21 protein-coding genes are annotated in these 24,166 nt (G+C 63.1%); 16 read left to right on the top strand and 5 right to left on the bottom strand.

All coding sequences use genetic code 11. The annotated features are described in order from the left end of the window. Positions 1-235 (bottom strand): helix-turn-helix domain-containing protein (locus G020_RS0110090; protein ID WP_196800315.1); only part of this gene is annotated, 235 nt, incomplete at its 3' end. Between the two features lie 108 nt (positions 236-343). Between G020_RS0110090 and G020_RS0110085 the strand changes: the two genes are divergently transcribed. After that, positions 344-1,279 carry a LuxR C-terminal-related transcriptional regulator gene (locus G020_RS0110085; RefSeq protein WP_024329521.1) on the top strand — a complete coding sequence of 312 codons (936 nt, stop codon included), beginning with the start codon at positions 344-346 and terminating at the stop codon, positions 1,277-1,279. 422 nt (positions 1,280-1,701) lie between these two features. Here the strand turns inward: G020_RS0110085 and G020_RS0110075 are convergent, their stop codons facing one another. After that, positions 1,702-2,952: a site-specific integrase gene (locus tag G020_RS0110075; RefSeq protein WP_024329520.1), complete on the bottom strand. Its 1,251-nt coding sequence runs from the start codon at positions 2,950-2,952 to the stop codon at positions 1,702-1,704. Positions 2,953-3,568: 616 nt separating this feature from the next. On the opposite strand from G020_RS0110075, the gene G020_RS0110070 reads away from it, so the two are divergent. The 8 genes from G020_RS0110070 to G020_RS0110035 all read left to right on the top strand — a co-directional run bounded on the left by G020_RS0110070 (position 3,569) and on the right by G020_RS0110035 (position 15,702). After that, complete coding sequence (locus tag G020_RS0110070) at positions 3,569-5,197, top strand: OmpP1/FadL family transporter (RefSeq protein ID WP_024329519.1); 1,629 nt, start codon at positions 3,569-3,571, stop codon at positions 5,195-5,197. Between the two features lie 70 nt (positions 5,198-5,267). After that, positions 5,268-6,185 (top strand): hypothetical protein, encoded by a 918-nt coding sequence (locus G020_RS0110065; RefSeq protein WP_024329518.1) that lies wholly within the window; start codon positions 5,268-5,270, stop codon positions 6,183-6,185. A gap of 83 nt (positions 6,186-6,268) precedes the next feature. Further along, the gene (locus tag G020_RS0110060) at positions 6,269-7,606 is read left to right on the top strand and encodes an EAL domain-containing protein (RefSeq protein WP_024329517.1); all 1,338 of its coding nucleotides are present in this window, start codon (positions 6,269-6,271) and stop codon (positions 7,604-7,606) included. Between the two features lie 82 nt (positions 7,607-7,688). Then, positions 7,689-8,540: an OmpA family protein gene (locus tag G020_RS0110055; RefSeq protein ID WP_024329516.1), complete on the top strand. Its 852-nt coding sequence runs from the start codon at positions 7,689-7,691 to the stop codon at positions 8,538-8,540. A gap of 3 nt (positions 8,541-8,543) precedes the next feature. Beyond that, entirely contained in the window at positions 8,544-10,853 is a 2,310-nt protein-coding gene (locus G020_RS0110050; protein ID WP_024329515.1) for an Ig-like domain-containing protein, read from the top strand. A gap of 114 nt (positions 10,854-10,967) precedes the next feature. Then, entirely contained in the window at positions 10,968-12,266 is a 1,299-nt protein-coding gene (locus G020_RS0110045) for a TolC family protein (protein ID WP_231363063.1), read from the top strand. Then, complete coding sequence (locus G020_RS0110040) at positions 12,263-14,449, top strand: type I secretion system permease/ATPase (RefSeq protein WP_024329513.1); 2,187 nt, start codon at positions 12,263-12,265, stop codon at positions 14,447-14,449. The genes G020_RS0110045 and G020_RS0110040 overlap by 4 nt, the downstream gene beginning before the upstream one ends. Beyond that, positions 14,446-15,702 carry an HlyD family type I secretion periplasmic adaptor subunit gene (locus G020_RS0110035; RefSeq protein ID WP_231363062.1) on the top strand — a complete coding sequence of 419 codons (1,257 nt, stop codon included), beginning with the start codon at positions 14,446-14,448 and terminating at the stop codon, positions 15,700-15,702. Before G020_RS0110040 ends, G020_RS0110035 begins: the two co-directional genes overlap by 4 nt. Before the next feature lie 464 nt (positions 15,703-16,166). Here G020_RS0110035 and G020_RS0110025 read toward each other — a convergent pair whose 3' ends face one another. Continuing rightward, the gene (locus tag G020_RS0110025; protein ID WP_019589477.1) at positions 16,167-16,349 is read right to left on the bottom strand and encodes a hypothetical protein; all 183 of its coding nucleotides are present in this window, start codon (positions 16,347-16,349) and stop codon (positions 16,167-16,169) included. 321 nt (positions 16,350-16,670) lie between these two features. Here G020_RS0110025 and G020_RS0110020 point away from each other — a divergent pair, with 321 nt between their 5' ends. The 6 genes from G020_RS0110020 to G020_RS0109995 are packed head-to-tail and all read left to right on the top strand — an operon-like array spanning position 16,671 to position 22,111. After that, positions 16,671-17,963: a TolC family protein gene (locus G020_RS0110020; RefSeq protein ID WP_024329511.1), complete on the top strand. Its 1,293-nt coding sequence runs from the start codon at positions 16,671-16,673 to the stop codon at positions 17,961-17,963. A 21-nt stretch (positions 17,964-17,984) separates the two neighbouring features. Beyond that, positions 17,985-19,151: an efflux RND transporter periplasmic adaptor subunit gene (locus G020_RS0110015; RefSeq protein WP_024329510.1), complete on the top strand. Its 1,167-nt coding sequence runs from the start codon at positions 17,985-17,987 to the stop codon at positions 19,149-19,151. Between the two features lie 7 nt (positions 19,152-19,158). Next, entirely contained in the window at positions 19,159-19,866 is a 708-nt protein-coding gene (locus tag G020_RS0110010; RefSeq protein WP_024329509.1) for an ABC transporter ATP-binding protein, read from the top strand. Then, positions 19,866-21,095 carry an ABC transporter permease gene (locus tag G020_RS0110005; protein WP_024329508.1) on the top strand — a complete coding sequence of 410 codons (1,230 nt, stop codon included), beginning with the start codon at positions 19,866-19,868 and terminating at the stop codon, positions 21,093-21,095. The genes G020_RS0110010 and G020_RS0110005 overlap by 1 nt, the downstream gene beginning before the upstream one ends. A gap of 24 nt (positions 21,096-21,119) precedes the next feature. Further along, positions 21,120-21,602 (top strand): hypothetical protein, encoded by a 483-nt coding sequence (locus G020_RS0110000; RefSeq protein ID WP_024329507.1) that lies wholly within the window; start codon positions 21,120-21,122, stop codon positions 21,600-21,602. Further along, positions 21,599-22,111 (top strand): C39 family peptidase, encoded by a 513-nt coding sequence (locus G020_RS0109995; RefSeq protein ID WP_019589472.1) that lies wholly within the window; start codon positions 21,599-21,601, stop codon positions 22,109-22,111. Before G020_RS0110000 ends, G020_RS0109995 begins: the two co-directional genes overlap by 4 nt. A gap of 30 nt (positions 22,112-22,141) precedes the next feature. Here G020_RS0109995 and G020_RS0109990 read toward each other — a convergent pair whose 3' ends face one another. Next, the gene (locus G020_RS0109990) at positions 22,142-22,657 is read right to left on the bottom strand and encodes a prepilin peptidase (protein WP_024329506.1); all 516 of its coding nucleotides are present in this window, start codon (positions 22,655-22,657) and stop codon (positions 22,142-22,144) included. A 35-nt stretch (positions 22,658-22,692) separates the two neighbouring features. Continuing rightward, positions 22,693-22,869 carry a Flp family type IVb pilin gene (locus G020_RS0109985; RefSeq protein WP_024329505.1) on the bottom strand — a complete coding sequence of 59 codons (177 nt, stop codon included), beginning with the start codon at positions 22,867-22,869 and terminating at the stop codon, positions 22,693-22,695. Positions 22,870-23,171: 302 nt separating this feature from the next. Here G020_RS0109985 and cpaB point away from each other — a divergent pair, with 302 nt between their 5' ends. Continuing rightward, on the top strand, positions 23,172-24,152 hold the full coding sequence (gene cpaB, locus G020_RS0109980) for a Flp pilus assembly protein CpaB (RefSeq protein ID WP_024329504.1): 981 nt from the start codon (positions 23,172-23,174) through the stop codon (positions 24,150-24,152). Positions 24,153-24,166: the final 14 nt, after the last annotated feature.

Below are 24,166 nucleotides of genomic sequence, written 5' to 3'. Positions count from 1 at the left end.
CCCGGACCTGGACCACGATCGCCTCCTGTTCCGCTGTGAGCGTCGTGTGCATCGTCTTCGGACGATGGGTCCGGTCTTCCACCTCGGTGCGCCGGCGGCGCCACTTGCGCACCGTCATGCGACTGATGCCGTAGCGCCGGGCCAGTTCCGGGTCGCTGACGCCGGCCGGCGCCTCCTGCAGTTCCTGCCGGATCCGGGGTGTGGTGCGGGCGTTGGAATGGATGGTACTCGCCATGCGGTCAGCCTCCCGTTCGCTCATCGGGCACAATACTCATCCACTCCCGGGCATGAAACAGGGGTGCCTTCTCTCGCGGTATGCAATCAGGCGTGACCTGACAGCTAGATGCTTAGTCCGTTACAGGTGATCGCGGTGGGTTTCGGTCCCGGCGCCGACAGCGGAGTCCGGGTCCTGGCCGAAGTCGATCGACTGCAAGGTCGAGGAGTGTTGCGCCTCATCGACATGCTCTTCGTTGCTAAGGGCGAGGACGGCACGATCCAGCGCCTGGTCATCGGTGACGACGAGGACTTCGGCGTTCTCTTGGCGAGCATCATCCCACTCGACGGTGCCCATCACGTGAAAACCGCAGTGGGCGATGGCTCGTCGGGCTTCAATGCGGCGGACGCATGGGCACTGATCGAGTCCCTGTCGCCGGGGACGGCACTCGCATTCCTGCTCATTGAGCACAGTTGGGCGCAGCCACTGTTCGACGTGATCGCCGAGACCGGTGGCACACTGTTGGGCGAAGGATTCCTCACGCCCGAAACCGGGCTGTTCGTCGGCTCTGAGGTCGTAGCGATGGAGCAGGCAGCGACGGAGATTGCGGCAGCGCAGGCCGCCGAAGCCCACGCATTGCTCTCGGCCTTGGCGGCACAGACCCATGCAGCTGAGTCGATCGCAGCCTCCGAAGCGATCGGCGGTGCCGCTGCCGCTCGCGCCATACAGGCGCTGATCACTGCAGGGCTTGTGGAGGAAGCAGCCGCCCACGAGGCCGTCGACGCCTTGATCGAGGCCGGCCTCATCGCCGCCGCTGCCCACGAAGCAGCCGCCGAGGCTGTGTCAGAAGGTGCCGCCACCATCAAAGCAGCATCGATTACCATGGCTCAGGCACTGGTCCTGCGCTACTTGCCCACTCAGTTGACCTTCGCGGTCATCGCCGAGAAACTCGGCATCTCACGGGCAGCCGCGAAGCAACGAGCAGAGCGCGCCTACAAGAAGCTCGGGGTCCACAGCCGCGCCGAGGCAGTCGCCCGGGCCCGCGCACTAGGCCTCATCGACTGACCGACAAGCCCGCTTGCCGGCGCAACTTCCCGTTCGCCCCCGAATGACTGCTTACTGTACAGCGCCCATGCTACCAATGGCCTCATGCTTCGAGCTTGCCTGGCTCATCGCGCTTTTCGTCCTTTGAAAGATTAGCGGCTCTGTTGCACAAAACGGTTGAAGGTCGGGGTTCCCCTTCCCCGGGCAGACAAATCCCACTGTCGCCTTCCCGTAAATTCGGTCCATTGAAAACTGGAGGTTTCCGGGCACACTAGAGCCAAAGGAGGCCGAGATGCGCAAGAGTCGGTTTACGGAAAGCCAGATTGTTCAGACGCTGAAGCAAGTCGAGGGCGGCCGGAAGGTGAAGGACTAAAGTGGACCGGGATGCCCGAGGCGATGTTCACGTTCAGGGTCTCGACGTCGATTCTCTTTGCGCAGGCCTGTCAGGCCCGAGCATCTTCGATGCTGGTAACGGTGGCCCCGTCTGGCGTCCCTTCGCGCAGAAACCGCGCCCAATCCGCCATTAGTCGCGCCCGCTGAGGTAACAACTCATCGCGGGCATAGGCCGCTCGGGTGGCATCGCTGTTGACGTGTGCCAGCGCTAATTCGCTCACCTCATCGGCGTAGGTGGTGCAGGAGCGGGCCCAGTCCTTGAACGTCGATCGAAATCCGTGCGGTACCGCGTCCACCTGCATGCGTTTGCAGACGGCGCTGATACTCATATCGGACAGCGCACCGCCTCGGGGTGCGGTGAATAGCAAATTGGAGTTCGCGAAGCGGGGCAGGGCTTCCAGCAGGGCCACGGCTTCATCGGACAACGGAACCCTGTGCTGTTTGCCCGCTTTGATCCGTTCAGCAGGCACTGTCCATGTTCGGGCGTCCAGATCGATTTCATCCCACGTTGCGCCGCGCACTTCACCCGATCGGGCGGTCGTCAGGATGGCGAATTCCAGCGCCCGTGCGCCCATGCCGGGCCGTTGGCGCAGCGCCTCCATGAATGCTGGGACATCGTTCCAGGGCAGGGCTCGGTAATGGTCGCGCTTGCGGATCTTGCGCGGGGCAGGCAACGCAACCTCCAGGTTCCCTTTCCAGCGGGCCGGGTTGTCGCCTTCGCGATAACCGCTCACGGTGGCCCAGCTGAGCACCGATTCAATGCGCTGGCGTATCCGGCTGGCCGTCTCGGTCTTTTCTTTCCAGATCGGGTCCAATACGGCTTTGACGTGCCCCAACTCGATAGCGGAGACCGGAAGTTTGCCCATCGTCGGGAAGGCGTAGTGCTCCAGCGAGCGAATCCAATCCTTGCGGTGCTTCAGGTTGCGGAACTCGTCTTGCTTCGCGGCATGGCATTGGTGGGCGGCTTCGGCGAAGGTGAGTCGCTTGGCTTCCTCGGCGCGCCTGGCGTCCTCTGCGGCCCTGCGTTCGACTACTGGATCGATCCCTCGCCACAGCTGATCCTTGAGCTCCCGAGCCCGCTCACGCGCTTGTGCGAGCATGACATCGGGGAATCCTCCAAGACCGAAGTTGCGACGTTTTCCGGCCACGCGCGCGCGTAACACCCATTGCCGCGATCCGGTGTCCGTCACCCGCAGCGTCAGGCCGGACACGCCGCCCACCGCATGGAAGCCTGGACGGTCGATCCGTTTGACCTCAATGGCGGTTAGCTCCTTCGCCTTCTTCGGCACGGTGTCCCTCACAGAGTTATGTGGAGGCTTTTTGTGTAGTGCCTCCTGTATACCCAAAAAAGATGTTCTTGGATGCTACAGGTTGAGACGAAGTTCAACAAGGAGAGAACGGGGCGTCCGGAAAAGGGCCGAAGAACCAGAGAGATAGAGAGGCTCTGTGAGACCTACTGAAACACCGGGGCGGTGGTCCTCCGCTCCACCAAACACCTCGCAAAAAGGCCCCGTCGGTCGTAACCGGCGGGGCCTTTTTTGTGTGCGGGTATGGGTGCGCAACAATCTGATCCAGGTCCGCTACCTTGGAGGGAATTTCTTTCCCCTGTACTCCTTCCTGCCGGCGCATATTAGCAGTGCCTCTGTTTCCCCCGGACCCTCCCGCCCCCCGGAGCGTCCGAATCGAGCCACTCGTTGAAACGGTCCGTCGCTATCATTGGGATCTCTGAATTAAGAAATGGTTATATTAGAATATCCGGACTAATACCAAACGACTAGCTGTAACCGCCTAGTGCCTTAAGGCTTCTCTGCACACTACTATCGCTGCCGATCCATTGAAGAGCGAACAGCTCGCTGTTGAGAAAAAATAAAGGATCAGTATCTCGGCGCAGATGCGCGCAAACCAGAGGAGAGAGTCATGAAGCAGCGTACGCTCGCCCGCGCGGCGGCCACCCTTTCGGTTACAGCATTGTCCCTCACAATTCCGCAGAGCCACGCGACGAATGGTTATTTTGCTCATGGCTTCGGTACCCAGAACAAGGGGATGGGCGGGGTCGGGATGGCCATGTCACATGACTCCTTCGCTCCGGCAACCAACCCTGCCGGAATCGCCGGCATGGAATCGAGGGTCGATGGTGCGCTTGCCTACTTCCGCCCCGAGCGATCCTACAAGGTGACTGGCGATGGTCTCGAGGTGGGCGATCTGACCCTCGATGACCTCGATGTCGATCTCACCGAAACCGTCGAAGATACTTTCGAAGAGCTGGCCGATCAGCTGGATACTACGGTGGACAATCTCCTTGGAAGTGGCGGTACGGTCGACAATATCGTCGATGATCTCCAGGGAGTCGTGGACTCGATACTCGATCCTGATGAGAGTTCCGAAGAACCGTTGAACGACTTGAATGACACAATCATTGATGCCATTGACGACGATGTTGCTCTCGATGCTGCGAAATTGGGAGACACCGTCTTTCTGTCCCTTGTCCAGGATACCCTGGTTCCACTGAATACAAACGGGGAACGGATCGAGTCACGGGAAAAGAACTTTTTCATACCGTCATTTGCCTTCGTGCGTCAGATCAACGACCGCAGTTCCTGGGGCGTGACCGTTGTGGGTAACGGTGGCCTGAATACGAATTATCCGGGCTTCGACAATGAAGAAGGCTGTCAAGGGCCCCTGGGTTCGGAGGTCGGGAGCCAGAGTGGCCCCTTCTGTGACGGGGCGGCCGGCGTGGATCTGATGCAGCTGATGGTCATGCCAACCTTCGCGACGTCATTCGGTGGCGAAGGTCAGGTTCGCGCCGGCGTAAGTCCGATCCTCAGTTACCAGCGCTTCGAGGCGTTCGGCCTGTCCGAGTTCAAACCCTTGAGCGAGAGTCCCGACAAGCTGACCGACCAGGGATATGACGACAGCTTCGGTTATGGAGTGAAGGTGGGCCTCCAGGCCGACGTCGCGGATCACATCACGCTTGGCGCATCCTATCAGAGCCGTCAGGCACACGATGGGTTTGATGATTATGAAGGGCTTTTCGCGGAGCAGGGCGACTTTGATATTCCTTCGAGTTGGGGTGCAGGAATCGCGGTTGATGTGACTCGGAATCTCACTGTTGCCGCGGATTACCAGCGGATCAATTATTCGGACGTCGACTCCATTTCTAATTCAGTCACCAATTTGACGGAAGACCGAAACCGGCTCGGATCGTCCGATGGCCCCGGGTTTGGCTGGGAGGATATCAATGTTTACAAGGTCGGTGCGCAGTACGACGGCTTTGATGGATGGTCTCTCCGCGCCGGATATAACCGGGGCGACAATCCGATTCCTGAGGATGAAGTGACCTTCAATATTCTGGCCCCTGGTGTGATGACTGAACACTATACGCTGGGTGCGACGCGGCAGTTGAGTGAGGATGTGGAGATCAGTTTTGCCGCCATGTATGCGCCCAGGAAATCGGTCAAGGGGAATCATGCGTTTTTCGAGCAGCAGGATGTAGAAATCGAAATGGAGCAATATGAAGTCGAGGTCGGGCTTGGGTACCGTTTCTGATTGAAGGGTAAAGAAAGAGAGCGGCATGAAGTCGCCGACATAGAAGCAGATAACCACTGGAGGAATGCCGATGCAATTCGAAAGAGCGAACAAGATCGTTGGGTGTCTACTGGCGACAGGCCTGCTGACAGCGGCGGGGGCCGCCAAGAGCGACGAGCTGCGCCCCTTTGTGCTGGCGGACTCGGTTGCGACGAAGGAACACGGAGCGGTAGTAGAGGAAGTCGCTGCAAAATTGCGAGAGGGTCCATTCGAGATGTTGGGCCAGTACGCAGTGGACGACGGGCGCCATGTGTTCGTAGTGTCGCACCCGGAGCTGACGCAAGTGGCAAACGATGCGGCAAGGTCGGCCTACCTCGCGCCGGTTCGGGTCGCGGTCACAGACGTGGGGGGCGAGGTCCAGGTCGCCTATAACAATCTGGAATATTTCCGCCACGCCTATGAAGTGGAGGAGGATCTCGTCGGGGTGCGCGAAGAGCTCGCTAGTGTACTCGGCAATACTGGAGGATTTGGCTCAGAGGATGCGATGACCGCTTCGGATCTGCGTGGCTATCGCTACATGGTGGGCATGGAGCGTTTCGATGATCCATATGAGCTGGCAAGTCATGACGATGCCGAGACGGCCAGGGCGGCGATCGAGGCGACACTGGCGCAGGAGGGCAATGGCGTCTCGGAAGTTTACCGGCTGGACCTTGATCGTCCGGGTGTCACTTTGTATGGCGTAGCGGTTGATGCTTCAGCCGGTGCCCCGGAAGAGGCAGGCGATCGGCACAAGCTTGATACGGTTGACGTAGGAGATCGCCGACATACGGCTTATCTACCCTACGAAATTCTGGTTAACGATGGTGAGGTTGAGGCGTTGCACATGCGGTTTAGGATGGCGCTTCACTGGCCGGATCTGGGGATGCTGGGGTCGAACAGTTTTTTTCAGTTGAGGAGTTCGCCGGGGGTGCTCGAAGAGGTGCTGGAAGAGATCGCCGCTGGTCCGTGACCGGAATTCAGTTCCGACTTTCTCGAGAGGGGGGATGGCCGGGCCACCCCCCCTTTTTTGTGCTGGCGTAAGGATGGTTGAGGATGACGTTGAGCGGTGTCCGGACACTGATACTTGAAGATGACCCCGAGTTTGCGGATGAGCTTGGGGAATATCTGGGTGCGCTGGGTGCTTCAGTCGTGATCTCGCATGACCTGGCGTCGCTGAGGCGGAAGTATCTGTCCGAGTCCTTCGATTTGTGTCTGGTGGACCTGCAGGTAGGTGAAGAAGACGGTATCGCGGCGATTGCATATTGGGCGGAAAGGGAAGAGCGGCGTCCGAAGGTGGTCTTCATCTCGGGCCTTGACCTGTCGATCCGCGAGTCAGCGGAAGGGGTCGCCCGAGATGCCGGTGTACCGGTGCTCGGGCATCTGGCGAAGCCGTTGGTTCTGGATGAGCTGGGGCGCCTGCTGGAGGACGGTTGGGACTCGGTGAGGGAGACCGGCCGTGGAGGGGGGAGGGCCGTCCTTGATGGGGCTGAAATCGAGGATGCGCTGGCGGATCGCCTTTTTGCAGTGGCATTCCAGCCGCAGGCTTCCTTGCGGGACGGGCGGGTCAAGGGTGTCGAGGCGCTGGCACGGATCCGTATGCATTACGGAGAGGTTGTCCGGCCCGGTGCGTTCCTCTGGGCTCTGGAAGATTCGCGTTACGCCTGGCCCATTTTTGCCCAGATTAGCGATATGGCCATTGCGCGCTTCGGGGCGCTTCAGAGTTCGTCCCGTGACGTAGCCCCGATGACCCTGAGCATCAATCTGTCGCTGGACCTGCTCGGACACGGGGACCTTCTGCGGCAACTGCTCACGGCCTGTAGACAGAATTCGGTGCGCCCGAATCAGGTTCTGCTCGAGATCACCGAACGTGAGCTGGAAGTGGAACCCGTTCATCGCAGGGTACTGACTCAGGCCAGGATCGCCGGCTTCGGACTGTCGCTGGACGACTTCGGTGCCGGGACGGCAAACCTGGACCGGCTGGTTCGCTTTCCATTAACGGAAGTCAAGGTCGATCGCTGGTTTCTCGAGCAGGCGGTTCAGCGCCGCGGCGGGCGTCGGTTTCTGTGTCGCCTGGCAGCCCTGGGAAGAGACGAGGGGCTGGAAACCGTGATCGAGGGTGTTTCCAGAGAGGAGCTGATGGACGTGGCCTGCGAGTGCGGTTTCGGTATCGCGCAGGGTTTTTACATCTCCGAGCCGTTGTGGCCGGAAGAGCTCGGGACTGACCGGGTCGCTGAGCTGGGTTTTTCCCGGGGGTGTTCGGGGCGGGGCTGGTCGTCGTCACGGGAGGACCGGCAAGGCCGAATCCTGACGGATGAGGAGCGAGAGTTTCTCCGCGGCTTGCTGGACGACGGTGACGCCGGCTCGGATCGGGCAGGTATACGGGAGTCATAGTCAGTAAAGACTGGTTCTTGCGATTATGGAGGATGGTAGCGTCACAGGAAAATTTCGGCCTCCAGCGAGCGAGTACGTCCGAATGAATGCAGCAAAGAATGAAGAACATGCACCGGGGGTTCGCAACACGCCCGGACCGGCCCTGTTTCTTGCGGCCTTTCTGGCCGCAGTCGGCACTCCCCCGGTAATCGCGGATGACGCCGGCTACCCGGACGTGGAGACACCGTTGATCGAGCTGGATGAAGACTTCGCCCGGGTCGGACGAGCGGTTGATCGGGAAACCCTGGATTCAGTGTCCGCAGGCATGGAACAGGGAGAAGTGCTGGAAAAACTCGGAACGCCGGACGAATTCAAGCGTCATCGTGGCGAGGCTCACTGGTTTTACAACTTCGATATTCCCTTTGCGACGGGGGACGACGTTCTCGTGTGTCAGTACCGAGTCAGTTTTGATGGATGGGATCGAGTCGACACGGGGGAATGGCGTCGATTTCTGTGCGAGCGACTTTATGAGGGACTGACCGCTCCCCCGGAGATTCCCGAGATGGAGATCCTGACGCTTTCGGCGGATGTGGTCTTCGGTTTTGATGACGATCGTCTGACCCCGGAAGGTCGTGATCGGATCGGGGGTGTCGCGGAGGAAATTGACCGGGAATATTCGGATCCTCGGATCACGCTCGTGGGGCACGCGGACCGTATTGGCGATGCCGAGTACAACCGGGAACTTTCCCAGAGGCGTGCCGAAAGCGTGAGGGAGGAATTGATCGAGCAGGGCATCGATCCCGACGTAATGGTCGCTGAAGGGCGGGGTGAAACACGACCGCTGGTTTTCTGCCGTGGGCCCGAGCATGCGACGGAGACCCGGGAGTGTCTCGAGCCTAATCGGCGCGTGGAAATCGAGATCATCGACCGCGGCAATCAGGATCAGGAGGGATAAAGGATGGCGGAGAACATGCAGGTCCAGCTGGTGGACAAGGCGTCGGGAGAAAGTCGCGAGGTGGCGCTTGGGGAGCTGACGGTCGGTGAAAACCAGGTGGTGCAGCTGCCGGTTGGGCCGGAACAAGTCGCCGCTTTCGATCAGCAGGGGATGGATCTGGTCATCACCCTGCAGTCGGGCGAGGAACTCGTGATCGAGGGGTTTTTCGGCGGGAGCGGTGAACTCCGCAACGAACTGGTGCTGGAAGATTCGAGCGGAGTGCTGTGGTGGGGGCAGTACGAGGAACCGTGGGAGTCGTTCGCCTTTACCGAGATCTCCGAGATTGGCCAACTGGTGGCCGCCGAGAGTTCGGGGGTGAGCGGCCTGGGGCTCGTGGCCGGGGCTGTGGGGGCGGGGGGCCTGGCAGCGGCAGCGGCAGGTTCGTCTTCCTCAGGTTCGTCGGATGACGGTGATGATGACGAAGAAGATCCAGGCCCCGATGCGCCGGAGGTGGACGAGGCGAATGCCCATGGTGTGTCGGGGACCGCGGAGGCGGGGACCACGATCACGCTGACGGACGACGAAGGCCAGGAGGTCGCTACCACCGAGACCGATGCCGATGGTGAATGGTCGATCCCGGCCGATGATTTTCCGGACGGGGATCCGGACGGCTTCGAGGGCGAGGTGACGGCGACGGATGACGCCGGCAATGAGTCCGACCCGACCGAGGTGGGCCCGATCGATGGCCAGGCCCCGGACGCGCCGGAGGTGGACGAGGCGAATGCCGATGGTGTGTCGGGGACCGCGGAGGCGGGGACCACGATCACGCTGACGGACGACGAAGGCGAGGAAGTCGCCACCACCGAGACGAATACTGACGGTAAGTGGTCGATCCCGGCCGGGGATTTTCCGGACGGGGATCCGGACGGTTTCGAGGGCGAGGTGACGGCGACGGATGACGCCGGCAATGAGTCCGACCCGACCGAGGTGGGCCCGATCGATGGCCAGGCCCCGGACGCGCCGGTGGTGGACGAGGCGAATGCCGATGGTGTGTCGGGGACCGCGGAGGCGGGGGCCACGATTACGCTGACGGACGACGAAGGCCAGGAGGTCGCCACCACCGAAACGAATGCTGACGGTACGTGGTCGATCCCGGCCGGGGATTTTCCGGACGGGGATCCGGCCGGTTTCGAGGGCGAGGTGACGGCGACGGATGACGCCGGGAACGAGTCCGAACCGACCGAGGTTGAATTTTCGGATACGCCGCAAGAGCCCGAGGTCACCCAGGAGAACAGCATTGCCATCGCGGGCGAAGCGGGGCCGCTTGCTACGGAAGTGGAACTGCTGGCTGATGACGGAGAGGTGCTGCTGACTTCGGAGGTGGAGAACGGTACGTGGGCCTTTGAAGAAGACGACTTCGAAGATGTCGACGATGAGGAGATCCTCGGTTACGAGGGGGCGGTCCGGGCGCTGTCCGAAGACGGGTTTACTTCGGACCCTGTGGACGTCGCCGTGAACTCGATCTTTGCTCGGGATCTGGGGGGCGTCTCGGAAGTCGGGGTGACGGGTCTGGAGGATCAGTTTGAGGTCGAGGAACTGGACGATCTGGTGCTGGAGGGGGGCTTGCTGGGTATTGGTGTCGAAGACAGCGATGCACTGAGGTTCGCGATTGAGGATGGGGATGTGGGTGCGCTTCAGTTCGAAGCGTCCTCCGGTTCGGTCCTGTCGCTGCTGGATCAGGGCATCGAAATTGAACTTTCGTATCGTGAGGATTCCGACGAGGAATTCGAAACGCTCGGAACACTGGAGGAAGACACCGGGCTGCTGGGGCTGGATCTCCTTGGCCTATTGGGAACGGACGAGGACGTCGCCGAGGCCGGGTTGGAGTCCGGGGAGTATGAGCTGGAACTGCGCCGCCAGGGAGGCGTGGAGCTTCTCAGCGGGGATGTGGCCCTGGAGAACATCGAACTTCTGACCGTTGATCCGGACGAGCTGGACCCGTCCGACGGTGAGGTCGATGGGGTTGAATCGTTTGAAGGTGATCTCGCATCCATGGTCGATGTGCGTGGCGACCCCGAGTTTGAAGATCTGCTGGTGGGCGTCCGCTTGGCGGGGAACGGCGATTTCGAGGCGCTCGACGATGGGTCGGTCGAACTGGAGGGTGAGTTCGGCACCCTGACCGTGGAAGACGACGGGAGCCTCGAGTATGTGGCGGAGGAAGAGGCCGGCAACATCGGCGAGACCGACGAGTTTGAATACCGGGTGGAAGATCCCGACACGGGAGATATTGACGAGGGCCGAATGGACATGGAAGTCGGCTTCTATGTGACGTAAGGGCCCGCTCCGTCCGGGTTGTGGCGGCAGGGTTCGGTTGTGCCCGAAAAGGGGGGAGCATTGAAAAAGACGGGAATTGCGTTGGTACTGTTTCTGGTACCGGCGTCGTTGGTGATGGGACAGACGGATGGGGCGGCGGGTGCCGATGCGGTAGCGGCCCCGGGTTCTTCGGCAACCAACGGCACTGGCACCCCTGGCGAGGTCCGCCGTGCGCAGGTGGCCACGCAGTTGCCGGCACTCGCACGGGAGGCCGTGGACCGTCACCCGGACGTGCGGCGAGCGCGGATCGACATGGAGCGTGAGCGTGAAGAGGTCACGGTGGCACGCTCCCGGCGCTGGCCACAGGTGACCGCCAGCACCCGTTCCGAATACCAGAGTTCGCTGGGGCGCAATGTCGATGTAGCGAGCGTGAATGCCTCGCAGCGACTGTATGATTTCGGCGAAGTGAGCAGTGACATCGAGCGGGCCCGTGCCGGGGTGAGCCGCGCGAGGGGGGAACTGCACGCGACGCGGGAGGAGGTCGCGAGTAGTGCGCTTCAGGCCATGATCGATATGCAGCGTTATCAGGCCATGGAAGCGATTGCCCGCGAGCAGATCGATTCCATGGAACGAATCGGTGAGCTTGCCCAGCGGCGCTCGGATCTCGGTGCGGCTGCACGTGCCGATACCCGTGCGGTCGAAGCACGGACGGAACAGGCACGCCTGGTGCTGGCCGATGTTCGGGCGGACCGGGAGAGTGCCCGGCGAGAGCTGCATGAATACGTTGATGTGGCGTCGGGGATGCGGATCGACGACGCCTTTCCGGACGCCTGGGCCGCGAGTTGCAGGGGTATCGACCGGGAGGGGCTTGACGCCGCACCGAGTCTGAAGGTCGCGGCAGCACGACAGGAAGAGGCCAGGGCGCTGCGCGAGCGTGAACGGGCCGCTCGCTGGCCGACGGTGTCGGTGGATTTCCAGAGTGATTATTTCTTCGACAGCGATCTCCCGAATCAGAGTGAATCCACGGTTCTGTTAAATGTCACCGCCGATGTATTCCGTGGCGGCAGGAACCGTGCGCGTGAGCGAGCAGCCGAGCTGGGCAGGGATTCGGCCGCGGCACGGCGTGAATCGCTGAGGGCGGCGTCGGCACGAGCAGTGGATGAAGCCGCTACGCGGCTGGACGATCTGGAGACCCGGATCGAGGGTCTCGAACGGCGGCTGGAGTCGCTGGACGATCTCCGCGGGTTGTATGAAACGCAATATGTGGGTGCCGGAACGCGGACGCTGCTGGACCTGCTGAGCGCGGAACAGGATTATTTCCAGGCGCGCTTCGATCTGGTGGATGCACGTCATGACCGGCGCCTGCATGCCGTGCGGTGTCTGGAGCAGGGCGGAAGGCTGAGCGCGCTGCTGGGTCTGGGGACGCAGGAATGAAGGGCACGGCGCGCGACGCGGGGGCGTCCGCGACTGCGCAGGGTCTGCAAGAGTGGCTGGAGGCCCTGCTGCATGTGGCGCGCTACTACGAGTGTCCGTTTTCCGAGGAACATGCGAGATCGCTGGTTGCATGGGCCGGAGATGCGGAGCCCGGCGCCAGCCAGCTGGCGGCACTCGCACGGCAGCTGGGTCTGGAATTGGCGGAATCTCCGGATCGACGGGTGCTCGACAGGCTCGATGCCTGGAAGTTGCCGCTCCTGGTGGAACTCGAAGGCGGTGATGTGGGGGTCGTCGATGGAATAACCCACGACAGTAGCGCGTGGCAGGTGGCCTGGGCAGGTGAAGGCGATGTGCGCAGCGCGCTGGTGACGGAGGCGCTGCAGGCGGAGGTACGGCGTGTTTTCGTGGTGCGGCCCCTTCGAAATCAGGCAGACCCCCGGATCGACGAATACATCAAGCCCTATCGGCAGGACTGGTTTCGGGGCATCGTCTTTCGCGATCTGCGGCCCTATGGCCATGTCTTCGTGGCGTCGCTGCTGGCGAACGTGCTGGCGCTGGCCGGCCTGGTGTTCGCGATGCAGGTTTATGACCGGGTGATTCCGGCGGAGTCGTTCCCGACGCTGTATGTGCTGTTCGGTGGTGTAGTGCTGGCGCTCCTGTTCGAGTTCGCGATGCGGGTGGCGCGCCTGCGTATCATCGACGTGCTGGGCAAAGATGCGGATGTCCGCATTTCGGACCGGGTATTCGGGCATGCCTTGAGGATCCGCAATTCGGAGCGTCCGCGGTCGACCGGGAGTTTCATCGCGCAATTGCGCGAGCTCGAGCGGGTGCGCGACTTCATGACCTCAACAACGGTGTCCGTGTTGGCGGACATGCCGTTTTTTCTCCTGTTTCTGGTGGTTTTCTGGTACATCGCCGGCAGTCTGGTGCTGGTGCCGGCACTGGCCCTCATCGCGCTGGTTCTGCCGGGGCTTCTGCTGCAGGGGCGTCTGAGCCGTCTGGCGAACGAGGCCATGCGCGAGGCGTCGCGGCGCAACGGCATGCTGGTCGAGTCGATCCAGGGGGGAGACGACATCAAGACGCTGCAGGCCGAGCCGCGGTTTCAGAACCAGTGGAACCATTACAACGCGGTCACCACCGAGGTGAATCTCCGCCAGCGCCTGCTGACCAATTCGCTCACCGCCTGGGGGCAGACGGTACAGACCGGATCGTTTGCGGTGGTGATCCTGTTCGGGGCGCCCATGGTGATGAGCGGAGATCTGACAACCGGGGCGCTGGTCGCTGCCTCCATCCTGGCGTCGCGGATGCTGGTTCCCATGGCACAGATCAACCAGGTCCTCAATCGCTGGCAGCAGGCACGGGTGGCGCTGAAGGGACTGGATGGCGTCATGCGCCGGTCCGTGGATTATCCCGAGAGTGAGCGTCGGGTCCATCGCTCCCTGCTACGTGGACATTACCAGCTGGAGCGGACCAAGCTCATCTATTCACGTGCGGATCCACGTCCGGCACTGACGATCGGGCGCCTGGAGATTCAGCCGGGCGAACGGGTTGCCGTGATCGGGCGCAGCGGGGCAGGGAAGTCCACATTGCTGCAGGGACTTGCCGGTCTGCTTGATGCCGCCGAGGGCGAAGTCATGCTCGATGGCGTGCATCTGGCCCATCTGGATCCGGCCGATGTGCGCCGGGATGTGGGTCTGGTCAGTCAGAGCGCGCGGTTGTTCCATGGTTCGCTCAGAGAAAACCTGACGCTGGGCGCGCCCGGCGCCACCGATGATGAGATCCTTCGGGTGCTGGGACGGATCGGCGCTCGCGACTTGCTGAAGCGGGTACCGGACGGGCTGGACTACATGGTGAGCGAGGGGGGTGCGGGGCTGTCCGGTGGACAGCGTCAGGCGATTGTACTGGCCCGGGTTCTTCTGCGGCGTCCTTCGGTGCTGTTGCTGGATGAGCCGACCACTGGCATGGACGATCGGGCCGAAGCTGCAGTGATCGGCGATCTGGCACATTTGCCGCCGGGCAATACGCTGGTCGTGGCCAGCCACCGCCGGAACGTGCTCAACCTGGTCGATCGTGTCATCGTTATCGACGCGGGGCGCGTCGTTGCGGACGACGAACGCGATCGCGTACTCGCGAAATTGCGCCAGGGGAACGATGTGGCGGCCCGGGACGAGGCGCAGGGATGAAGGCGGGCACATGGCTGGCGGATTTTGGGCAGGCCGTGCGACGGTGGTGGCACGGACGCCCTACGCCGAGGGGCACGGTGTCGTCCCAACCGGTCCATTTCCCCGGTGAGGAAGGGCGGGCGCCGACAGCAGTTCGCCTGGTGTCGCTAGCGTCCCTTCTGTTTGCAGCGTTCGGCGTCTGGGCCTACTTTGCAGAGGTGACCCAGGTTTCGACCGGGCAGGGTACGGTCGTCCCGCAATCCGGGTCGCAGGTGATTCAGTCGATGGAAGGCGGAATATTGCGCGAGCTCTACGTCCGGCGGGGCGATTCCGTCGACGTGGGCCAGAAACTGGCGGCCCTTGATCCGGTACAGACGCGGGCGGAGAAAGAAGAGGTAGAAGCGCGCTATCTTGGAGCGCTCGCCCGAAAGAGCCGCCTGGAAGCCGAGGTCACCGGGGCGCCCGCAATCGATTTTCCGGACGCGCTGGAATCCGCACCCGACGTTACCGCGCCGGAGCGCGCTCTGTTCGACAGTCGCCGGGAGGGTTTGGAACGCAGCCTGCGAAACATCGAGACCGCGATCGATCTTGTGGAGCAGGAACGGTCGATCACGGCCGAGCTCGTGGAAGCCGGGGCCGCCTCGCGGGTCGAACTGCTGCAGCAGCGGCGTTCCATGGCGGAGTTGCGACAGCAGAAAGAGGAGCTGGAGGACGATTTCCGGGTGCGTGCGCGTGAAGAACTCGCCGAGACGCGTACTGAAGTAGAAGCTCTCCGCTCGGCGCTAAGAGGGCATGAGGACGCCCTGGAACGCCTGGTCCTGCGTTCCCCCGTTCAAGGCCGGGTGCAGAACCTCGAGCTCCAGACCCTCGGTGGGGTGGTCTCGCCTAATGGAAAGATCATGGAAATCGTGCCCCAGGACGAGGACCTCATCATCGAAGCGAGGATCTCCCCGCGTGACATCGCACACGTGCACCCCGGACAGAAAGCGCAGGTGGAGATCACCGCTTACGATGCTTCGCGCTACGGGAAACTCCAGGGGATTGTCACGGATATCTCGCCGGATACCTTCCGCGACGAGGTGAACCCCGAAGAAATCTATTATCGCGTCTCTCTTGAACTGGAGGATACCTCCCTCGAGACGGATACGGGTCGGTCAGTGGCAGTCGCGACCGGGATGATTGCCCGCGTGGATATCGAGACGGGCGAACGAACGATTCTTGAATATCTCCTGAAGCCGTTTAACCGTGCCGGCGATGCGTTGAGCGAGCGATAATGCGCGCCATTCTTGTCGCCCCTTAATAAAGTAGGGGTGACCGGATCCCGTGGTGTGGATATGGTGAGACTGCCTTTCGGTTTGAATCCGGGAGGTTTCCAAGAAACCCATGTAAAGGAGCGAAATCATGGATGTCATTGATGGTCTGCTTGGTACTGTCCTGGGTCTGGCCCAGCCGGTGCTCGATCTGGTGAGTGAACTTCTGGGTGGCGGTCTGCTGGGCGGACTGCTCTAAGGCCCGGTTGCAGCCAGAAGTACGGGCGGCATGCCGGTCGGTATGTCGCCTTTTTTGTGTTCGCACAAAAAAACAGAGGAAGGAGATCCGATCTCCTCCCTCTGAGCGCTCCCCCGGATGGGTAAGGGGAGCTACTATCCTCGAGACAGGGGGGCGCTCGAGGATAGACCGTGTCTCTCACCCGTGAAGTTCACGGATGAGAGCAATGGAGCACGCTTTGCGCTCTTTTTCAGAGGACTCCGCCGAGCACTCCGGTCAGGCCAATCAGCAGGTCGTTGGTTGCTTCAGCGACCGCGGCGAGGGCCGGCATGGCGGCGTCGACGGTGATGGTGCCCAGGGCACCGAGATTGATCGTGGCATCGGCGCCACCGACGACGGTTTCCATTTCTGCAGTGTCCAGTTCGCGGAACATGCTTGCCTCCTTTGGCTGTGTCTGGTCCTTCACAGGTCGGCGATGACCGACGGGATCTAGTAAATACGGATCAGTGTTTTACGTCAACGATCCGCGAGCTGGCAATTGGTGGACGTAGGGAAGTATTGGGAACAGGAAGAGCGAAAAGACTAGTAGGAAACGGTACTTCGGTTCCGGGCTGTCCGTTTGCATGATGTACGCTCTTTATAGTTACGGAGGCGCACCTTGTTTCATGCTCGGTTGAAAGAAGCGACGCGTCAGGCCCTCATGGGGGTGGGATTGAGTCTCTTGACAGCCTCCGTCCCCGTGGCGGGAGCGGACGTGCTCACCCTTGAAAGCGCAATCCAGATCGCCCTCGACAATAACCCCGAAGTCCATCGCACCCGGGCCGAGCGGGACGTGGCGCAGGCCGGGGTGGAACGCGCCGAGGCGGCCTATCGCCCGCGGGTGAACGTCGGGGCGGGGGTGGAACATCTCACACTCAACAGTGCTTCCCCGGAGGAGGGGCGGCCGGAGCTGGACTTCAGCGGAATCTTTCCGGGCACGGAGCCCGTGACGGTGGACGAACCGGATCGGGACATGTCGGGCTTTACCCGTTACAGCAGTGATGTCTCGGCCGAATACATCCTGTGGGATTTCGGTCAGCGCCGCAGCGAGAAGGATGCGGCGCTGGGCGACCGTGCGGCGGCACGGGCACGCGAGAACGTGGTGGAAGCGGACACGGTGCTGGAAGTGGCGAAGGGATACTTCGATCTCCTGCATGCACAGGCACTGCTTGAGGTGCACGAGGAAGCGCTCGCGCGGCAGGAAGAGTCGGCGGCGCTGGCGCGGCGGCTGCATCAAGCAGGGCGTGCGACGTCCGGTGATGTGGCGCGGGCCGATGCGGATGTGGCGCGGGCCGAGGTGGACGTTACGGAAACCCGTAACGCGGTGGAGCGGCACCGGCTGCGGCTGATCCGGGCAATGGGCGTCCATCCCCACCGCGCCAACTTCGATGTGGATACGCGCAGTCGCATTCGGGATCCGGGCGACTGGAGGCAGGCGCTGGAAGACACGGACTGGGCCGAGGAGCATCCGGGCGTGGTCGCAGAGGTACGAACGGTGGAAGCACGGCGCGCCGAGCTGGAACGGCATCGGCGGAGTTTCCGCCCGACCTTGCAGGCTGGCGCGACGTACCGGGTGGAGAAGTTTGCCGACGGAGGCACCGCACCCAATTACACGGTCGGTGTGGAGCTTCGCTGGGAAATGTTTGACGGAGGTGCCCGGGATTCGCGGGTGGCCGAGGCACGGGCCCGGCAGCTGGCAGCGGCGGCGGCGCGTGAACAACGCTATAACGAAGTCGTTACGCAGGCCCGGGAGGCCGAAAACGACCTGGGGGAAGCCGAAGAGCGGATCGAGCTGGCTCAGCGTGCCCTGGCGGCGTCGGAGGAGGATCTGCGCAACGCCAGGGGTGGCTACCGTGAGGGCGTGCGGAGCTTTTCGGATTTGTCGGATGCACAGGTGGATGTGGCGGAAGCCCAGGCGCGACTGGAAGGTGCGCGGTTTGATCGCCAGAAAGCTCTGGCGAGTCTCTACTGGGCGCTCGGGTCTATTCCGACCGACACGCTGCGCTAGGGCGGCCGGGTGATACGCGGCATGTTCCAGGGGCGTAACGGCAACCAGATCTTTGCCTTGCGGTTGGGACTGGTGGCTGCGGTGGTGCTTGCGTTGCTGGTGGCACTCATCGTGTTGCCGGATGACGGGGGGCTGCCGGACGGTGCCGTGGCTGCGCCGATTGCCGAACGCGTGGTCAGGGCCGAGGTGCGCGCGGATGGGGAGTTGCGGGCCAGCGGACAGCGGGCCCTTTTTGCCCGGGTCCCGGGCGCGGTGGTGGAGATTGCCCGGGGGCGCGGTGAGGTCAGCAAAGGCGATGTGCTGGTCGAGCTGGATGACCGCCAGGTTCGGCATGAGCACCGCGAGGCCGAAGCGGCGATCTGGAGTGCCAAGGCAGAAGAGGCCACCGCGGTGAGCCGGTATGAACAGGCGCGCAGCAGCAAGGAGCGCGCCCGCCGGCTGGCGAACCAGGACCTGATCCCGCGCGAGGAGTTCGAACAGGCGCGGGCAGATTATCTGGAGGCCCGGGCAGCACGGGAAAGGGCCGAAGCCGAGGTCGAACGTGCCCGTGTGCACCTGCAGCGTACCAGTGAGGATCTCGAGAACACCCGGATCAGAAGTCCGTTCGACGGGGTTCTGTTGTCGGTGCACGCAGAGCCGGGGCAACCCGTTTCGTCCAGTACTTCGACGCCTTTGGCAGAGGTCGCTCCCTCCCTGGATGAAATACGCCTGTTCCTGGATGTGCATGAGGCGGACGTCGGTCGAGTGGAAGCCGGGCAGGAAGTGCAGTTTTCCATCGAGGCGCGCCCCGGGGAGGACCACCGCGCCACTGTGGAGGAAGTCGAACGGGGTGCTCGGAACAGCGATGGCGTGCGGCATTACCGGGTGATTGCCCGGACGGCGAATGAGAATGGGGCTTTCTACCCGGGCATGAGTGCCCGGGCGCGGATCGACGTCGGTGACAATCGGGAACGCCGGGCGGTGCCGGTCGAAGCCCTGGCGTATCAGCCGCCGTCGGAATTCCAGGGCGAGCACGAAGAGAGACTGAAGTCCCTCAGGGACAAGGACTTCACGGTCATCTGGGTGGTCGACGATGCGGGGCGGGTAGAGCCCGCTGGCGTGCAAATCGATTTTCAGGATGACGAGTACGCGGCCCTTGAAGAAGCGGATGGGGAACTGGCGAACGTTCGCGTCCTGCTGGACGAGTGAGGGCCTCGTGTCCGAAGTCCTGGCACTGTACAAGGTGGAGAAGGGGTTTTCGGTGGGCGGCCACCGGGTCGAGCCCCTGCGGGGTGCCAGCATCACGGTGGCGCGCGGGGATTACGTCTCGATTGTCGGTCCCTCCGGCTCCGGCAAGTCCACGCTGCTCCACGTGCTGGGCTGTCTGGAACGCCCCGACCGCGGCGTGGTGCGGGTGGAAGGCACGGAAACGTCGTCCCTGTCGGACGAGGCCCTGTCCACCTTTCGCGGCAGGGTTCTGGGATTCGTTTTTCAGCGTTTCCACCTGGTGGACCGCATGAGCGCACTGCGCAACGTGGCGATGCCGCTGGATTACCGCGACGATCTGACGCCGCGGGAGAAAACGGAACGGTCGCAACACGCGCTAAGTCAGGTTGGACTCGACTCGCATGCCGAACATCGACCGCGTCAGCTCTCCGGGGGACAGCAGCAACGGGTGGCGATTGCGCGGGCGCTGGCGGTGCGCCCGCGGATCCTTCTGCTGGACGAGCCGACCGGCAACCTGGATCCGGAAACAGGTGCGTCGGTGATGCGGATCATCGAAACGTTGCAGGGCCAGGAACCGGACCTGGCGGTCATTCTCGTGACCCATGACATGGACCTGGCTGCGCGGGCGACTTTCAGTTATCGGCTAGAACAGGGGCAGCTGCGACGGGTTCCGCCGGTCGGGGAGGGCATCCGCTGATGCATGTCCGGCTTGCCGAGTTCCTGACCAGCCTGGGGGATGCGCTCGCCCTGTTGCGCGAGCACAAGGTCCGTTCTGCACTCACCATTCTGGGGATTGCGGTTGGCATCTGGTCGGTGGTGACACTCATCGGCATTGGTCTGGGTGCCAAGAACTACATCGAGGCCCAGGTGCAGGTGCTGGGGTCGGATCTGCTGGTGGTGACCCCCGGGAACCCCGAAGATCCAACGTCATTCTTCGATCCGCGGATCGCGGAAAGCCTGCATGCCAGGGATGCGCAGGAGATCGCATCCGGGATCGAACATGTCCGTGATGCGGCCCCGGTCTATCAGATCCGTGGCGAGCTCCGGCGCAGTGACCGGCGCGCCGTGGGCACGATGGTGGGAACAACGCCCGGTTACTTCGCTATGCGGGACATGGAAATCGCGCGTGGGCGGGGCCTGACGGAGAGCGATGCAAACCGGGGTTCGGCGGTCGGGGTGATAGGTGCCGAACTGGCGGACCGTCTGTTCGGTAATCGACCGGCCTTGGGGCGCGTCGTGCAGTTTCAGGAGCGCTCGGTCGAGGTGGTCGGGGTGCTTGAAGAACGCGAGGATGCGGCTCTGGGCGACGGGCAGGATACCGAACTGCTGGTGCCGGTGAGCTTTGTCCAGCGGCAGGTGGAAGGGGTGCAGCACGTGCAGCACATCCTCGTGGAGGCGGACCGCGAGTACAAGGACGCCGTAGAGCGTTCGATTGAACTGTATCTGATGTCGGCGAAGCGCAACCTGGCACGTAACGGTGCGGCCCACAGCGTGACCGATTTCGGCGAGATAGCGAGCCTCGCCGGGCGCATCGTTGATGCGATGACCTGGATTCTGGTCAGCATTGCCGGAGTGAGCCTCGTCGTGGGTGGAATCGGCGTTATGAACGTGATGCTGGCCTCGGTCAGCGAGCGAGTCAGCGAGATCGGGATCCGGCGCGCCGTGGGCGCGACGGCCGGACGGATCCGAATGCAGTTTCTCGGGGAAGCGGCGATGCTGACGGTCGTGGGCGGATTGATTGGCCTGGCGCTGGCCGGCCTTTCGCTGCTGCTGGTCGCGCAGTTTCTGCCGTGGACGCCGGAGCTCGACTTGCTCATTGTTCTTGCGGTGGTGTTGTTCTCGGCGTCGATTGGCGGTTTTTTCGGGTATTACCCGGCGCAGAAGGCGTCGACGCTGTCCCCGATGGAAGCGTTGCGCTACGACTAGTTGGACCAATGACGCGAGGGAAACATGGCATCACTTTACAGCAAACTGGTGCGCCGCCCTCTGGGGGTGCTGGAAGAGCTCGAAGGAGGCGTCGCGGAATGGCTGCAGGGGGTAGGGCTCCTGCTTGTGATCGTGGTGCTCAACACTGCACTCAGCCTGCTGGCCGGTGCAAAGACGCCCGTGGAGGAATTCCTTGAGGCGTTGCAGGCGGCGGTCTCGTTCTCTGTACTGCTTGCGGCCAGCGTCTGGGTGGTTCTGGCTCTGGTCCTCGGCCGGACCGAGTCGCCGCTGAAGATTCATGCAGCCAGTATCATCATCATGTTACCGCTGATCCTCGGGCCCGTTCCGGTGATGGGGTTGATCGCCGTGCTCGTGACCTTCGGGCTAATCTATGTGCTGCTGCACCAGATCGCCCGCCTGAGCCGGGGGCAGGCTGCGGGCCTGATGCTGCTGGTCTGGGCCATCATCGCGGTGGTGGCCGTTGCCTATGCACGGTTGTGGGCATGAGCCGCGGCGAACGGGTAGTGCGGCAGACCCACGCTCGCACCTGCGGCGCGGCGGCCCTGGCAACCCTCCTGCGGGAGGTGCTGGGTCAGCCCGCGGACGAGGCCGGCATCCTGCGTAAACTGGGTACCCGGAAGGCGGTGGACATGGATCGACTGCGGCGCTGCGCGGCGGGCCTGGGGCTGCGGGCACATGGCTATGCGCTGGATACCGCGACGCTGGGGCGTGTCGGACGGCCCGGGATTCTGCATCTGCAGGGCTCGCGTGAGCTGGGCCACTATGTCGTGCTGCGCGGAGTGGATGCGGAGAACATACGCCTCGCTGACCCCGCGCGCGGTGATCGGCATGTAAGCCGTGACGCATTCGAGGTGCTGTGGACCGCCGGGCGCGGCGAAGGCCGCGTGCTGTACGTGGACCAGGCGGATTCGGACTGGCTGCCCCTCAAGGGCCCGGAGGATCTGCCCGGCCGCCGAGCCGAATCCTCACCGCTGGACTGGTTCCCGCCCCCTTAGGAATACGCGCCCCGATGGTCCCGGGCGCCTTCAGGCCGCCGGCCACGCCAGCGCGAACGCGTAGACGACGAGCCCGGCGGCGAAGCCGACCCCCAGCGGGATGCGGCGCAGATCGGCAGTCGCGACCCCGCGACCGAGCCGCTGCACGCTGGCAGGCAGGGGCAGAGTGCTGACTGCGGCCGAGCGTCCGGCGAGGGTGGTACCCAGCAAGAATACCGCCAGGCCGCCTGCCCCGAGGACGGCCGCCAGTACCGCGGGGAACCCGCCGAGCAGGGCCACCGCCAGCAACATCTTCACGTCGCCGCCACCCAGCTTGCCGAGCAGGTAGCCCGGCAGGGCGAATGCCAGTGCCAGACCGATGCCGCCCAGCCCATGGGTCCAGGGTGCCTGGCCCAGCAGGGTGAACTGTAACGTCACCACATAGGCGGCCCCCGCCAGCATGGCGGGGGCCGTCAGGGCGTTGGGGATGCGTCGCTCACGCCAGTCGAGGGCGGCGCAGGCGAGCGCCCACAGGGCAAGGCCGATGGCTGTCAGTAAGGGCCACATCGTGGCTCAGGACGCACGTCGTTGCGGGATCGTCACTAATCTCCAGCGCCGCTAATCGCATCGCCGATGGTATTGAACATCTCTTCGATTTCTTCGCCAGCAAAGGTCACCGCACCTGCAATGACCACGGCGATCAACGCGGCGATCAACGCATATTCGATGGCAGAAGCTCCTTCTTCGTCGTTCCAGAGGTTACGGATGAAATACTTCATGGCGTACTCCTTGATGTCCACAATTAACGGGTGGGTTATTCCATTCATGCTGAACCCGTAAGGAATTTCGGCGAGCGGCTTGTCCGGGGCAAATACCCATAAATTGAAAGGTACATAAGCAAACGCTTACGAAGTAACTAGTCTGGAAGTATGATTGCCGCCGCCGCGATGCGGAAACCATCGTGTATGCCATTCGGCGGGGCGACGGTGTTGGGGGGGGGCGTGGAGTCCGTGCGGTCATCCCGGCCATGTCGGCGGGGCATGGGACATGTCGCCGGAACGAGGCAAAAGGAGAAGAGTTGATGAGCAGCCGATTGCTGATGGGGCTGGCCGTGGTGTTTTTCACGGCGGCGCTGGTGCTGGGCTGGCTGGGGATCCAGTTGTCCACCACGCCGGCCGTGAGCGAGCCGGAGGTCGAGGCTCGTGAGGAAGAAGAGCCGGACCCCCGAGCGGACGCTGAAGATTCGGTCGACGAGGACCGGGTGGACGTGGTGTTCGCCAGCCGGGATCTGGCCGCGGGCGAGCTGGTACGGGCCGAGGACCTGCACGTGGAACGCCTGCGCGAGGTGCCGCCCCTCGCCTTTGGGAAGAAGGAAGAGGTCGTGGGGCGGATGCTCGCGAGTCGGGTGCGCGCTCACGAGCCCCTGACGGAAGCGCGCTTTGCACGGGCGAGTCAGCTGACCCGTTCGCTGGGGCCGGGGGAGCGGGCCGTGGCCATCAGTGTCAATGATGAGACGGGCGCCGGCGGCTTTCTGCGGCCGGGCGATCGTGTGGACGTGCTCCTGCATCTGCCGGGCGAACGGCGGGCCGATGTCGATGAATCGGCGCAGCATGCCCACCGCAATCTCCGTGTACTGGCCTATGGCAAGGATCTCGCGGTCCCGGCCGATGGCGTGGTCGATCGTGACGAGGACGACGAGGGCAGCCGGCGTCGCGGAGCCAGTACCGCCGTGCTGGCGGTGCCGGACGAGGAGGCGACGCGTCTGATGCTGGCTGATCATGCCGGTTCGTTGCGTCTGGCCGCGCGGCCGGCGGTGGAACGGCGGCCCGACTTCGACCGCGAAGCCTTCGACGAATACGACGAGCGCGAGCGGCAGGATCCGTTGACCCTGGACGTGCTGCGAGAACCCGAAGACGAAGACGGGGACCGCGGTCTGCTGGCGCTGGACGATCTGCGGCCGGAACCGCGGCGCGAGGAGTCCGAACCCGGCGCGCCGGAGCCGCCGCCGGTATTTTTGCACCGTGGCGGTGATTCCGAAGCGATTCAACCATCCGAGCAGTGAGGGGGTAGTGATGC

It is taken from the genome of Thioalkalivibrio sp. ALR17-21, assembly GCF_000420185.1.
Lineage (GTDB): Bacteria > Pseudomonadota > Gammaproteobacteria > Ectothiorhodospirales > Ectothiorhodospiraceae > Thioalkalivibrio > Thioalkalivibrio halophilus.
Note: the sequence above shows the minus strand (reverse complement) of the source record. Positions and strands in the feature narration are given on the sequence as shown.